Below are 12,948 nucleotides of genomic sequence, written 5' to 3'. Positions count from 1 at the left end.
CAACCCGGCGCGAATGATTGGTATGCACGTTCTCTCGATTGTCGGCCATTCTACAACGGGGAAGACAACACTGACCGAGCGACTGACCGAACGGCTGTCCGAGCGGGGGCGGGTCGGGACGGTCAAACACATCGATGGCGGGTCAGGCTTCGACACTGATGGAAAGGACACACAGCGTCACCGTGAGGCGGGCGCAGTCCAGACCTACGGCATCAGCGAATCGGAGTGGTTCGCGACGGGCGACACGTCGGAACTGGACCTGCACGACGCGCTTGACCGACTCGGCGAGCGCTGTGACTACGGGCTGGTCGAAGGCGACGCTGACCTTGCGCTGCCGACCGTCGTACTGGGTGACCGCGACGTCGAACGCGGCGAGGTACTCGCTCGCGCACCGGACGCCGACAGCGTTGATCTTGAGGACGTTATCGAGGCACTGCACGACCGCGACCCCCACGAAACGCTCTCGTCGCTCGTGGCTGAACTCAAGCGCTCACCCGACGAAGTGTACAGCGGCGCGATTGCGACGTTCACCGGTCGCGTGCGGGCAAAAGAGGACCCCGAAGACGAACGGACCGAGTTTCTGGAGTTCGAGAAATACGACGAAGTGGCCGCACAGAAGATGGCCGAGATTCGCGATGAACTCGAAGCCCGAGATGGTGTCTACGAGGTTCGGCTCCACCACAAAACCGGCGTCGTCGAGGCTGGAGAAGATATTGTCTTCGTCGTCGTACTGGCAGGCCACCGGACAGAGGCCTTCCGGACTGTCGAAGATGGCATCAACCGACTGAAGGAAATCGTCCCGCTGTTCAAGAAGGAAGTGACCGTCGGCGAGGAGTTCTGGGCACACGAAGAGTGAGCGCCCGGCCGAATCGTTTTGTGCTGCGCTCACTCCCGCCCCGGTGACTCGGCGTCGTTGGGGTGGTTGATGGGGCCGTGCATCCGAATCGTCCCGGGTCGGTTCTAAACACAGATACCCGAGTTGAGACGTTCCTGCGGCCCGACTTCGACCGCTGAGCGTACATTTTTATTCCCCGTGACTGAATGAACAGATATGGCGGACGAGTGCGGGTATACGCACGACGTGTCGAGCGAGCGATTTGGGGATATACCCGGAGAACAATGGGAGTGCTCGCGGTCGGCAACGGCCGGTGGTTACTGTGTGTTTCACGCCGACTCGGACACTGTAAGCCACGAGACCGTTCGGGAATCGTTCCTGGGCGCCGTCGCAACCGAGAATGGGCCTGTCCGATTGATTGGCGCCAATCTCGGTTCACTGTCGGTCGACTACGCAATCTTGGACGGGCCGTCGAATCATCCAATCGACCTCAGGGAGACTGTAATTGGAGGAGACCTGTCGGCACGGTATGTGACGGTCAAGCGACCGCTACGCCTCGATGGTGCGCGACTGGACGGTCTCGTCGACTTCGAGGACGCAACGTTCTCGCGCCGTGTGGATTTCGGCGGTGCAGAGTTCCACGGCCGGGTTTCGTTCAGACTCGTGAACTTCGAGTCGTGGCTGGACCTGCGTGACGCTGAGTTCCACGACCCCGCGTATATGCGCCTCGCAGTCTTTCGGCGTGGGATTTACGCCGTCAATGTCATGTTCCATGCCGCCGCGGATTTCCTCAACACACGGTTCGAGGACGTGGGTAACTTCTACCGGGCCTCGTTCCACAGGGGCGCCATCTTCGATAGCAGTATATTCGCCGGTGGAAACGCACAGTTTTTCGAGGCAGAAATCGACGCTCCGGCAGTCAAACTCGACTCGGCGACGGGCAGCCCGCGGTCTGAACGCGAGCGCCGCGAGGGCGTTGCGTTATCGATGGATGGCGTCACCTGCGAGCGAGACCTTCGCCTGGCCGGCGCGACGTTAGCTGGCGACGTAGTGTTCACCGACGGCAATCTCGGACGAGATCTAAACTGCGGTGACCTTTCGACGACCGACCCTATCGTCGTGAACTGCTCGGGGACCGCTGTCGTCACTGGAGATATTGCGAGTAGTGACGGTCGCGTGACCTACGACCTGACGAACGCAACAGTTGGAGAACTGGACATAACTGACGACGCTTCCTTCGACGTGTTCCGTTTCGAAGAGACGACGTTCAGTGGATTCGATTTCGGAACGTACAAACAGGAACTTGCCGCCCGTGACTGGCGGCTGCACGACGCGGATACGGACTACTCGCCGACGACGCTAGAGAACCTCTATCTCCGTGCGAAAAACGGCGCGAACGAGATCGGCGAGACGCGAGCGTCAGCGGAGTTTTTTATCTACGAGATGCGTTACCGCCGCAGGAACCACCGTCAACTGGCACTGACCGGCTCTGGCGGTCGAGAGCGACTGCGAGGGGCATCAAGGTGGCTGTCGAACGCGGCGCTCCAGTTCTCGTGTGGCTACGGGGAGCGACCGTTCCGGCCAGTCGTGTTCTCGCTGATTCTTATCGCGGTTTTTGCCAGCGTATACGCGCTCGCAAACGCGCCGGTTGTCTACCCGGGTCTCCTCGGCTACCTGACGTTCAGCGTCGAGGGGTTCGTCTCGCTCGTACTCGGTCTGCCCGATGTCACCAGTCCCGTCCTCGGCTTTATTGTTGCGATAGAAGGATTCCTCGGTGGGTTCGTCATCGCGCTGTTTGTCTTCACGCTCACCCGCTCTATCAGCCGGTGACGGATAGAGAAGAGCCTTCAGGTGCCGCCGCTGTCGGCTGATTCGATGTTTGTCTGTTGTATTACCATTGGCTCGAACACGGCGACACTCCAGACAAGTCCAACAGATCCGAACCAGACTACTCCGAGACGTTGACTGTTAGCACCGGCACCGACGACTGCGTAACGACCTTCTGTGAGGTGCTTCCGAGAATATTTTCGGTGTAATCGTCACCCTGTGTGCCCATCGTAATAACGTCGACGTCAGTCGTCGCAGCGTACTCAACAATTTCTTCGGCTGGCCGACCGCGTCGCAGTGCCGTGGTTGTCTCCAGTCCGGCGGCGTCGGTTTCGGAAGCGACGGCGTCGAGTGCGCGTTCACCCTCGGCCTGCATCTCGGCCAGCACTTCGTCTTTCATCTCGTCGTCGAGCGTGAGAAACGCCTGGTCGTCGATGACGTACAGGACGTGCACTGTCGCGTCACGTCGGGTGGCAATATCGACTGTATGTTCGAGGACCGCCTCGATAGAGTCGCTCCCGTCAGTCGGTACGAGAATGTCGTCGTACATGCCTACGGCTATCTCCGGTACGTACACACGCCTTTCGGTTTCGGCCCGACACGACTCCCAAGATGTTGGAACCGTCCTCGTCACTTTTTATATCGGCCTACGAAGTGACACTGTGTACGAACATATTCTGCATCCGACGGACGGGAGTACCGGGTCTGCACACGTGACGCTGCAGGCAATCGACCTCGCCGAACAGTACGGAGCAACGGTTCACGCCGTCAACGTCGTCGACACAGACATCACCGGACTGTTCTCCGGCAGGGCAGAGACAGAGACGCTGTCGGACCGCGGCCAGCAGGCTGTCGACAGTGTGCAGAAGATGGCAGAGGCACATACTGTTCCGGTCGAAACAGCGGTGCTGGAGGGCGACCCCGCCGACCGAATCCTCGAGTACGCTGGCGAAATTGACGCAGATATCATCGTGTCGGGCACACACGGCCGCTCGGGGGTGCGCCGGCGGGTGCTCGGGAGTGTGGCCGAGCGGTTAGTGCGACACGCAACCCAGCCAGTGCTGACGGTGCGGCTTCCCGAGACAGACGTGACTGTCGAGGACAGCGACCAGGCGCGAGCACTCGCGGCTGACGCGCTGGCCGACGCTGGATACGACGCAACCATTACCGAAGTACAACGACAGCTGACAGTCTGGGTGGTCCAGGCCGAAGCCGACGACGAGCACCTGCTCGTCTATCTCGACCCCGAGACACAGCGGACGAGCATTATCGCATGAGGGAGTCCTCAGAGAGCGATAATAGCCCAGACATTCTTTGTAGGGGGGCAGTGTAGCGTCATATATGACTATCCTCGTCGCATACGATGGCTCCGAACAGTCGGAATACGCACTGGAAATGGCAACCGCAGCCTTTCCCGACGAACAGTTGTGTCTCGCACACGTCGTCGAACCCACAGCCAACTACGGCGAGGCCGGCGGGTTCAGTGCCACCCTCTACCGTCAGGAGTTCGACAGCGCCGAGAAGATGTTACAGGAAGTGGCTGAAGACCTCCCTGACGGCCAGTCAGCGACGACGGTAGTCAGGTACGGCCGCCCGGTCCACGAACTGCTCAGTATCGCCGAAGATGAGGATGCCGAGCATATCGTCATCGGGAGTCACGGTCGCGACGGCGCGAAACGGCTCCTGCTCGGCAGTGTCGCAGAGACGGTTGCCCGACGCTCGCCGGTACCGGTAACGGTCGTTCGCAACCAGCCCACAGCGACGTCACCCGAACGGGTGGTCGTCCCCTTCGACGACTCCGACCCCGCCAGAGCCGCGCTGTCCTTCGCGGCCGAACAGTACCCCGACGCAGATATGACCGCCCTCTACGCGGTGTACCCACCGTCGGAGGTGACCGGTGCCGGTGAGGCTGCGCTCGGCGATATCGAAGACTGGGCAGACCAACTCGAAGAGCACACCGAAACGGTGCTCGGTCATGCTGCGTCGGCGGTCGACCGGAAAATCACAACCGACACCGTCAGCGGCAACCCCGCGGATGCTATCGTCGAGTACGCAGACGACCACGCAGACCACATCGTGATGGGCAGTCACGGCCGTGATGGACTCTCGCGGCTCATCATGGGCAGCGTTGCAGAGACGGTTGTTCGGCGCGCGCCCACCTCGGTCACTGTTGTCCGAGGGCAAAGCGAAGAGTAACGTATACGACAATTCACTATGGTGTCCCGAACTCAGCAGCCCAACCGCAGAACGACAACCAATGACTGACGGGAGAGAGAAGACCGACGGCAACGGTAGAGGTGACGCTGGTGCAGTCTATAAATCGCAGTCACCAGTCAAGCCCAGCGTTGTCGTCGTCAACGACGAGGAACTGGCGTCAGAACTCGACTGTTGTGTGGTTCACAGCGCACCGGACGAACAGGCCGTCGGCGAGTACGAGGATGTCGACTGCGTGGTGCTCAGTGACCGACAGAGTGCAGATATCCCCGAGCGTATCGCGTCGCTGCAAGCGCAGTCGGAGGGGTCCGTGGCGCTCGTTGCCTTCAACGGCTCAGAAAAGCTTGCGAGCGAGGCGATTAGCGCGGGTGTAGACGAGTATATTCCAGTTGAGTCAGCACCATCAGACATCGAAGAACAGGTTGCACCGCTGTGTGCTGACGACGACGCGGGCATGAACGTCGACGGCGTTGCAGCAGCGGTCGAACACGCCGCTGACGCCGTCGTCATCACCGACAAAAACGGCGTCATCGAGTATGTCAACCCGGCGTTTGAGCAACTCTCCGGGTATAACAGCACGGAAGCGATCGGCTGCACGCCACGGATTCTCAAGTCCGGCGAACAGGGTCAACAGTACTACGAGCAGATGTGGGAGACAATCCTCGACGGCGAGGTCTGGGAAGAGCAGATTGTCAACGAAACCCAGACAGGGCGAACGTATACCGCCCACCAGACAATCGCGCCGGTTGTGGGCGAAGATGGCTCGATAGAGCGATTTGTCGGCATCCAGCGCGACATTACGAGACAGAAACGCCTCGAAGAACAACTTGCGCGGTCCAAACGGACGCTTTCGGAGTTGTACGACAGCACCGCCGACTCCGACGCTGACCTCGACACAAAGATTGCGGCGGTCCTCGAACTGGCAACAGAGAATCTCGGCTACGAGGTCGGCTATTTCACCCGTATTAGCGACGAGACGCAGCGAATTGTCGCAGCGACTGGCGACCACGACCCTATCGAGGCTGGGCGCGAAGACCCCCTCTGTCGAACCTACTGTCGGAAAACGATCGACAGCGACGAACCTGTCGTTATCGGGAACGCAGCCGCCGAAGGCTGGGCTGAGGACCCCGCCTACGAGAAGTTCGGCCTCGACTGCTATGCAGGTGCGCGTGTGCTCGTCGACAACGAGCTGTACGGGACGCTCTGTTTCGGCGGCACTGACGTGACAGACAGGCTCATACTCGACGCCCACAGGTCGACAATCCAGACGCTTGCGAACTGGGTCGGCTACGAAATCGAGCGCGACCAGTACGACCGAAAACTCGAACAACAGAACGAGCGACTCGAACGGTTCGCGGGCGCGGTGAGCCACGACCTCCGCAACCCGCTCGATGTTGCCCGGAGCTACCTGACTCTCGCAGTCGAAGACGAGAGCCTCGAATATCTCGACAACGTCGCAGACGCTCACGACCGGATGGAAGAGATTATCGAGGACACGCTGACTCTCGCTCGCGAGGGAGAACTCGTCGAAGAGCCGACGACTGTCTCGCTGTCCAGACTGGCGACCGACTGCTGGGAAACCGTCGATACTGCCGGCGCACAGCTCGACGTTGACTCGGATATGCAACTGCGTGCCGACCCCGACAAGCTCCGGCACGTCTTCGAGAATCTCTACCGCAACGCCGTCGAGCACGGCTCGACGAACCAGGAGTCAGAAGTAACCATCAGTGTCGGCCAGTTCGAGGACGGTTTTTACATAGAGGACGACGGGCCGGGAATCGACGACGACGAGAAAGCAGCCGTCTTCGAGTTCGGCCACACGACCGCAGACGGAAGCGGGTTCGGGCTTGCAATCGTCGACACCATCGCACGAGCACACGACTGGAGCGTCCGCGTCACCGACAGCGCTGCCGGAGGCGCACGATTCGAGTTCGAGACTGACGGACAGACAGAGCGGTGTCTCGTCTGCTAACTGAGTGTAAGCGCAGGACAGAACGACGACTATCTCTCGTTTCCAAGTTCTAGTTTCGCAAACTACCACATATATCGGTTTCTACGATTGCAAAGCACTGGCAGCGCGGCAGTAGGTTAAGAGGCGGTCATGGTAACGAGCATGTATGCAATCCGGCGTCGACAAGGACAACGACGAGTTCATCGAGTGGAACGATGACCGGTACAGCACCGGAATCGACCGCTTCGACGACCAGCACCAGCGGCTGTTTGAGTTGTTGAACGAACTCTCTACCGCGATGGACGAAGGCCGGTCTCAGGAAGCCGTCGGCGAAATTCTACGTGAACTCGAGAAGTACACCGAGTATCATTTCGGCGACGAAGAAGAGTTCATGCAGGACTGTGGGTTCGCGATGGACTGCGCGAACTGTTTTTATAATCACCGAGAGATGCACGAACAGTTCGCAGAGAAGGTGAGCGAACTCAGACGGAAACACGAGGCCGGAGAGACGATCAGTATGGAGGTGTTGCTGTTCGCCAGAGACTGGCTCGATTCACACATTGCGGGACTCAATCAAGACCAGAACTACGCGGACTACTACGACGAGCAACTCGGTGGCTCCTACGAGTACGAACCCGGGACGCTGAAAGCTGACCGCAAAAGCGAGGACCCACACCCCGACGACGAGCTCCAAATCGATACCGATGGTCGCAAGCGCGGCTCGGAACAATCAGAAGAGAACACCGAGAGCGTGACACTCGCGAGCGAGATTCTCCGTGGAGACGAACTGAGCGTCCCAACAGAGCCGATGGCCGTCTGGCTCGAACGAACAGTCGACGAGTACGGCGACCGGACGGCAACGGTCGAACTAACCCCAGACGGTCGGCAGCGCAGCCAGTTCGCGGCGCTGTACAGGGAAGCGGTCGCAGTCGCCGGCGGGCTTCTCGACCTCGGACTCGACCCCGGAGACAGAGTCGGTATTCACGCCGACGCGAGCAGTGACTGGTCCACTGTGGAGATGGCAGTCCACCTCGCAGGCCTGGTGTCGGTGCCGCTGTCAAAGCTGTTCGACACGGACCGAGCACAACACGTGTGCCGCGACGCTGGAATCGACCTGCTCGTGACGGACGAGCCACTCCCGCCGGACGTGGGCGAGAGCGTCGACCAGGTGCTCCGGATGTCGTCGCTACCGACCGGCCGCGCGGGGACGCTCCCCGGACTGGACGCCGACGCTGATGACCTCGCGACGATCCTCTACCGGGTCGATACCAACGAGCATCCCAACGGCTGTGCAATTACCCACCGCAACCTGCGGGCGACTGTCGAGATGCTGTCAGAGGGGCTGCCGCTGGAACCCGGTCACACCGGCACCTGTTTCCTCCCGCTTGCCCACCCCTACCAGCGTGTGCTGACCTACCACCTCTGGAACACCGGCGGAACGGTTGCCTACACCCGACGCGAGCAGTTCTTGGACGACCTCCAGACGGTCGAGCCGTCGGTGCTAGTCGGCGTCCCGGCAGTGTACGAGCAACTTCGAGAGCAGATCGCCGAGCAGCGAGAGTCTCGCGGTGGGCTGCGGAGTTCCATCGCCAGCGGCGTCGCCGAATCTGTCGGCCACGCCAAGACCGATGGAGAGGGCGTTTCGACCTCGCTATCGCTCAAACACGCGCTCTCGAAGGGAGTGTTCGCAGACGTGCGTAAGGCTGTCGGGCTGGGAAACATCGAGTACGCACTGACCGGAACGGCCGCAATCGACCGCGAACTCCTCGATTTCTTCCGTGGCTTCGAGGTGCCGCTGAGTGAAATCTACGGCGCGACCGAACTCACAGGGTTTGCAACGATCAACCGTGCCGGAACGTACGACGTCGAGACCGTCGGCGGGCCGTTGCCCGGGGTCGAACTGGCGGTTGCCGACGACGGTGAAGTGCTCGTCCGAGGCCCAAATGTGATCGAAGGATACTGGAACGACCCGGTCACGTGGCGAGAGAAACTGAACGACGGCTGGTATCACACCGGTGACATCGGCACAATCGAAGACGGAGCCGTCGTAATCGAAGGACCGAAGTAATCAGGACTGGGTCGGAACTCGTCGTTCCCTCTTGTGGTTCTCAACAGTGAACTCGGACAGAAGCGACTGTAAGTCATCAGACTGCCCGGAGAGTCGCCGGATTGTCTGTGTCGCTTCAGTCACCGAGGCCGCCTGTTGCTCGGCTGCGGCGGCGACCGTCTCGGCTTCGGCGGTCGTCTCCTCGCTCACGCTCGCAACGTCGTCAATCATCCCAACAACCTCCTGTGTTGTCTGTGCCTGTTCGTCAGTTGCGTCGCTAATCTCCTGGACAGTCTGGTTGACAGCCGTCACATCGTCGACGATATCCTCGAAGTCGACGAGGGCCGTTTCGATTGTCGTGACGCTATCGGAGACCTGTGATTCCATCTCTGTGACATCGGTGACAGTCTGTTCGGAGGCGTCCTGAACAGTCTCGATTCGCGTCGAGATTTCGCTCGCGTACTCACGCGTCTCCTCGGCCAGTTGTTTGACCTCGCTTGCGACGACTGCGAAGCCATCACCGCCAGCGTCTGCGCGGGCAGCCTCGATGGAGGCGTTCAGTGCGAGCATGTTCGTCTCCTCGGCAATCTCTTCGATGAAGGAGACGATTTCGTCGATCTCACCGATCTGGTCGGCCAGTTCTTCGACAGCGTCGGCAGTCCTGTCGATACCGCGTTCGAGTTCATCCAGTTCCTCGAGCGCCCCCTGTGCCGACTCCCGGCCGGAGCGACTCCGGTCCGCGGCCGTCTGTGCAGTCGTTGCGGCGTTGTTGGCAGAGGCCGCAATCTCTTCGACGGTCGCAGAGAGATTGTTGACCTCCTCGGCGACCGCCTGCAGGTCCTCGGTCTGGCCCGCTGCGCCGGCCGAGATTTCCTGCACTGAGCGAGAAACGTCTGAACTCGCTTCGTCAATCTCCGCCATGCTCCCCTCTGCGTCGTCGCTGGCCGCTGAAACCTCGCCTGCGAACGATTGGACTTCCTGAATCGTCTCGCCGAGTGTTTCGACGAGACGGTTGTAGTTGGTGATGAGGGCGTCGTGTTGCTCTTCCTCGATGGCGAGTTCTGTGCGGTCGAGCGTCGCCGTCAGGTCGCCGTCCTGTGCCCGGTCGGCAGCGTCGGCAAACGCGGCCACGAGGGCGTCGAGACGCTCGGAGCGGCGTTCGAGACGGTCAGTCATCGCTTCCAGTTCGTCGGTGTGCGATTCGAGGCTGTCGGCCATCTGGGCCAGCGAGTCGCCGAACTCGCCGGGGACTTCCTCGTCCAGAACTGGGTCGTCGAACTGCTGGGCAGCCAGCGCGTCGGCCTGTGCCGAGACCGTTTCGAGGTACTCGTGCATCGCGCCAAAGGAGCGGGTGAGACTGCCGATTTCGTCGCGCTGGTCGCTGTCCGGAACGTCGACATCGAGGTCCCCCTCGGCGATTGCTTCGGCGCTCGTCTCGAGACGGCTGACCGGGCCGGTGAAATCGCGACGGACAATCAGGACCGTGTTGACCATCGCGACGATAGCCACGACAAACAGTCCACCTGCCAGCAGAGCCCACGCTACCCCCGAGACGATAAGCGGCGTCACAAAGATACAGACTGTGACGAGAAACTGGATAAACACAGCAGTGATGACCTTCCGTTCGATCGATTCTGTGACACCGAGGCCGTCCATGGTTGCCCACAGAAACGACTCGTAGGTTGCTCGTATGCGGGACGACGTTGTAGCTGACATACAGTAGCTTCGCCGGGGGGCGACATGAACACCCCCCACGTTCCCAGGCTGTGAAAATTAGCCGCAGGCGCGGTCGAGCCACGGGAAGAGCCGCTCACACAGGCGCTGCTCGGCGGTCTCAGAGAAGCGGTGGCCTTCCTCGGCGTACAGTTCGAGGGTGGTGTCGGTCGAGAGCACAGCGGCCGCGTCAAGACTGTCGGTAACAGGGACAGACTCGTCCTCGCGGCCGTGGAAGATAGCGACCGGGACGGTGATTTCTGTGGCTGTTGGCTCGAAGGGATGCGCGTCGAGGTCGGTGAAAAACGAGTCATCGGGCCCGACCACTGGAGACCCAGCGTCCGAACGATACCGGTCGAATGCTCGCGTATACGTGACCGGTGCGCGGGCAGCGATTGCGTCGATATCTTCGGTTGCGCCGACGTGGAACGCAACGCTTGCGCCGAAACTCGAGCCGAACAGGGCAACGGTTGGGTACTCGAACGCCGAGAGCACCGCCCGGAGGTCGGCGATGCGGGTGCTCAGCGTCTGCTCACCGAAGGAGCGGTCTGACTCGCCACAGCCACGGAAATCGAAGCGAACGGCGTCGTAGCCAGCAGCGACGGCACGCTCGCACCGACGCTCGTAGCTGCCTTCTTTGTCGCTGACGAAGCCGTGACAGAAGACCAGCAGTTTGTCACTGTCAGTCTCGTGGTGGACTGCAACGAGTTGGTCACCGTCGACCGTAATCTCGTGGCGTGTCTGTGTCATTCGGCGCTCGTACTCTCGAAGGCAGCGGTCACTGTCGTCGCCGTCACCGATTCGATGCGGCTGCTGGCGGGTTCCAGACAGCCAGCCGCGAGTGATGCCATCCCTGAGTTACTCCCAACGCAGAGCACAGTTGTGGCGCGCTCGCCTGTACTCGGTTCTTCCGCCGCCCGTGCCATGTCACCCACTTCTGGACGGGGGAATACAACTCTTGCTCCCGAAAGAGAAGAGCTCACGGCGCGACGCCGACGGTCAACAGCGTCCCCCACCGTCGGTAGCGGTCAACCATCGCTTCTCGGCTCTCCCAGTCTTCGGTCGGGAAGGCCTCTACGGGCGGTATCTCGGTCTCTTCGTCGGGAATCGTGTCCTGTTCGGCGACGAGTAACCCGGCCTCGCGAAACGCCTCGCGGTACTGTTTGCGGTCCCACAGCAGCATCTCGATGTCGATATTCTCCTGCCACGCGTGAGTGTGCGTGGACTCCTCGAAGTAGTTGACAGCGCAGTAAAACGTGCCGCCGGGCCGGAGAATCCGACCGAGTTCTTCGAGGACGGCAATGGGGTCCTGTGCGTAGTAAAACGCCTCCATACTCCAGACGTGGTCCACGCTGTTGGTTGCCAGCGGCAGGTGGTGAAAGTCGCCCTGCATGAAGCCAATCGTGGGGTCGTCGGTGTACTCACGGGCGTTGTGCACCATCTCCGGTGAGCCGTCGAGTCCGAGCGACAGGCCGGTCTCGTGTGTCTCACGAAGTGCGCGCAGCGCATAGCCCGACCCAGTGCCCAGGTCAAGCATCCTATCGCCGGCTTCGACCGGCATCCGAGCGAGTGCGTGTCTGGCTGTGTGCCAGTGTCGGTCTTCCATCCCGCGGTCCTTGCCCGACTGGGCCCAGGAGTCGAACTCCTCTTGAACGCTCATACCGACGACAGGGGCCCCACTGGCATACCCCTTACCTCTCCCACTCGTCGCTCGGTTCGCGTCGGAACTCTTCGTCGTCGTCCTCGTCGATACCGTCGGGGTCGTTGCCACGGGCGAGTCGGGTGTCGTCAGCGCGATTCTCGTGAATGTTGAACACGCTGTCGGTGTACATGTCGCGGTCGGGGTCAGGCGTGCGCTCGTCGCGCTCGAAGAGGTAGGCGAAAAAGCCGAAAAACGGGATGACAAACGAGATGAGCGCCCACTTGTAGGGGTTCATACCGTAGTTGGGCGCGTCGACGTAGGCAAAACCCGCGCAGAACGCTAACAACAGGATGGGAATCACGATCATTGCCGCTATCAGTACTGGGCCCGGCGCCATACTGTATCGTTGGCCCGAATGCACCTAAACGTTCAGCCTCGCCAGTCACGCGCATCGAAGCCCTTTTAGCTATCCCTGCGGAAGCCGGTCGCATGGTTGAGAAGGAGACCGGAGCGCAACTGCTCGCGGCGCTGGTTGCGATCGGTCTGTTCGTCACCGGACTGATTGTCCTGAGCCAGCAGTACGGGGAGCAGGTCAACGGCACAATTGAACTCTCCCCAACGGGAGGGATTGCTCTCGTCGGATTTATTGCCGTGTTTATTGTCGCAATGCCAGTGTTTGGCTATCTCGTCGAACGACGAGAGTTCGACTCGGAGTAGCC

13 protein-coding genes are annotated in these 12,948 nt (G+C 60.8%); 7 read left to right on the top strand and 6 right to left on the bottom strand.

What is annotated here, in order from left to right; genetic code table 11:
• Positions 1-22 precede the first annotated feature (22 nt).
• Positions 23-856 carry a molybdopterin synthase gene (locus tag ACMGFM_RS05950; RefSeq protein ID WP_436901524.1) on the top strand — a complete coding sequence of 278 codons (834 nt, stop codon included), beginning with the start codon at positions 23-25 and terminating at the stop codon, positions 854-856.
• Between the two features lie 195 nt (positions 857-1,051).
• On the top strand, positions 1,052-2,665 hold the full coding sequence (locus ACMGFM_RS05945) for a pentapeptide repeat-containing protein (RefSeq protein WP_436901523.1): 1,614 nt from the start codon (positions 1,052-1,054) through the stop codon (positions 2,663-2,665).
• Between the two features lie 118 nt (positions 2,666-2,783).
• Here the strand turns inward: ACMGFM_RS05945 and ACMGFM_RS05940 are convergent, their stop codons facing one another.
• A complete protein-coding gene (locus ACMGFM_RS05940; RefSeq protein ID WP_436901522.1) occupies positions 2,784-3,212 on the bottom strand; it encodes a universal stress protein in 429 nt (142 codons plus the stop codon).
• A gap of 112 nt (positions 3,213-3,324) precedes the next feature.
• Here ACMGFM_RS05940 and ACMGFM_RS05935 point away from each other — a divergent pair, with 112 nt between their 5' ends.
• The 4 genes from ACMGFM_RS05935 (at position 3,325) to ACMGFM_RS05920 (ending at position 8,895) form a co-directional block, all read left to right on the top strand.
• Entirely contained in the window at positions 3,325-3,939 is a 615-nt protein-coding gene (locus ACMGFM_RS05935; RefSeq protein ID WP_436901521.1) for a universal stress protein, read from the top strand.
• Between the two features lie 64 nt (positions 3,940-4,003).
• Positions 4,004-4,858, top strand: a complete 855-nt coding sequence (locus ACMGFM_RS05930; RefSeq protein WP_436901520.1) for a universal stress protein — start codon at positions 4,004-4,006, stop codon at positions 4,856-4,858.
• Positions 4,859-4,919: 61 nt separating this feature from the next.
• A complete protein-coding gene (locus ACMGFM_RS05925) occupies positions 4,920-6,848 on the top strand; it encodes a PAS domain S-box protein (protein WP_436901519.1) in 1,929 nt (642 codons plus the stop codon).
• A 145-nt stretch (positions 6,849-6,993) separates the two neighbouring features.
• Positions 6,994-8,895 (top strand): bacteriohemerythrin, encoded by a 1,902-nt coding sequence (locus ACMGFM_RS05920; RefSeq protein ID WP_436901518.1) that lies wholly within the window; start codon positions 6,994-6,996, stop codon positions 8,893-8,895.
• Here ACMGFM_RS05920 and ACMGFM_RS05915 read toward each other — a convergent pair whose 3' ends face one another.
• The 5 genes from ACMGFM_RS05915 to ACMGFM_RS05895 all read right to left on the bottom strand — a co-directional run bounded on the left by ACMGFM_RS05915 (position 8,896) and on the right by ACMGFM_RS05895 (position 12,626).
• Positions 8,896-10,530: a methyl-accepting chemotaxis protein gene (locus ACMGFM_RS05915; protein ID WP_436901740.1), complete on the bottom strand. Its 1,635-nt coding sequence runs from the start codon at positions 10,528-10,530 to the stop codon at positions 8,896-8,898. It lies immediately after the preceding gene.
• A 117-nt stretch (positions 10,531-10,647) separates the two neighbouring features.
• Entirely contained in the window at positions 10,648-11,337 is a 690-nt protein-coding gene (locus tag ACMGFM_RS05910; RefSeq protein ID WP_436901517.1) for an alpha/beta hydrolase family protein, read from the bottom strand.
• Positions 11,334-11,513, bottom strand: coding sequence for a hypothetical protein (locus ACMGFM_RS05905; protein ID WP_436901516.1), 180 nt, complete (start codon positions 11,511-11,513; stop codon positions 11,334-11,336). Before ACMGFM_RS05905 ends, ACMGFM_RS05910 begins: the two co-directional genes overlap by 4 nt.
• Positions 11,514-11,566: 53 nt before the next feature.
• Complete coding sequence (locus ACMGFM_RS05900) at positions 11,567-12,247, bottom strand: class I SAM-dependent methyltransferase (RefSeq protein WP_436901515.1); 681 nt, start codon at positions 12,245-12,247, stop codon at positions 11,567-11,569.
• Positions 12,248-12,278: 31 nt separating this feature from the next.
• The gene (locus ACMGFM_RS05895; protein WP_436901514.1) at positions 12,279-12,626 is read right to left on the bottom strand and encodes a hypothetical protein; all 348 of its coding nucleotides are present in this window, start codon (positions 12,624-12,626) and stop codon (positions 12,279-12,281) included.
• Between the two features lie 92 nt (positions 12,627-12,718).
• Between ACMGFM_RS05895 and ACMGFM_RS05890 the strand changes: the two genes are divergently transcribed.
• Complete coding sequence (locus tag ACMGFM_RS05890) at positions 12,719-12,946, top strand: DUF7472 family protein (RefSeq protein WP_436901513.1); 228 nt, start codon at positions 12,719-12,721, stop codon at positions 12,944-12,946.
• The last annotated feature ends 2 nt before the right edge of the window (positions 12,947-12,948 follow it).

The organism is Halovenus halobia, from assembly GCF_051414135.1.
In the GTDB taxonomy this organism is placed as follows: domain Archaea; phylum Halobacteriota; class Halobacteria; order Halobacteriales; family Haloarculaceae; genus Halovenus; species Halovenus halobia.
Note: the sequence above shows the minus strand (reverse complement) of the source record. Positions and strands in the feature narration are given on the sequence as shown.

Excerpts from the sequence above, each read along its gene's own strand:
- ACMGFM_RS05905 (WP_436901516.1), bottom strand. The coding sequence starts at position 11,513 with ATGGCACGGGCGGCGGAAGAACCGAGTACAGGCGAGCGCGCCACAACT.
- ACMGFM_RS05925 (WP_436901519.1), top strand. The coding sequence starts at position 4,920 with ATGACTGACGGGAGAGAGAAGACCGACGGCAACGGTAGAGGTGACGCT.
- ACMGFM_RS05915 (WP_436901740.1), bottom strand. The coding sequence starts at position 10,530 with ATGGACGGCCTCGGTGTCACAGAATCGATCGAACGGAAGGTCATCACT.
- ACMGFM_RS05895 (WP_436901514.1), bottom strand. The coding sequence starts at position 12,626 with ATGGCGCCGGGCCCAGTACTGATAGCGGCAATGATCGTGATTCCCATC.
- ACMGFM_RS05940 (WP_436901522.1), bottom strand. The coding sequence starts at position 3,212 with ATGTACGACGACATTCTCGTACCGACTGACGGGAGCGACTCTATCGAG.
- ACMGFM_RS05945 (WP_436901523.1), top strand. The coding sequence starts at position 1,052 with ATGGCGGACGAGTGCGGGTATACGCACGACGTGTCGAGCGAGCGATTT.
- ACMGFM_RS05900 (WP_436901515.1), bottom strand. The coding sequence starts at position 12,247 with ATGAGCGTTCAAGAGGAGTTCGACTCCTGGGCCCAGTCGGGCAAGGAC.
- ACMGFM_RS05950 (WP_436901524.1), top strand. The coding sequence starts at position 23 with ATGCACGTTCTCTCGATTGTCGGCCATTCTACAACGGGGAAGACAACA.
- ACMGFM_RS05930 (WP_436901520.1), top strand. The coding sequence starts at position 4,004 with ATGACTATCCTCGTCGCATACGATGGCTCCGAACAGTCGGAATACGCA.
- ACMGFM_RS05920 (WP_436901518.1), top strand. The coding sequence starts at position 6,994 with ATGCAATCCGGCGTCGACAAGGACAACGACGAGTTCATCGAGTGGAAC.
- ACMGFM_RS05890 (WP_436901513.1), top strand. The coding sequence starts at position 12,719 with ATGGTTGAGAAGGAGACCGGAGCGCAACTGCTCGCGGCGCTGGTTGCG.
- ACMGFM_RS05910 (WP_436901517.1), bottom strand. The coding sequence starts at position 11,337 with ATGACACAGACACGCCACGAGATTACGGTCGACGGTGACCAACTCGTT.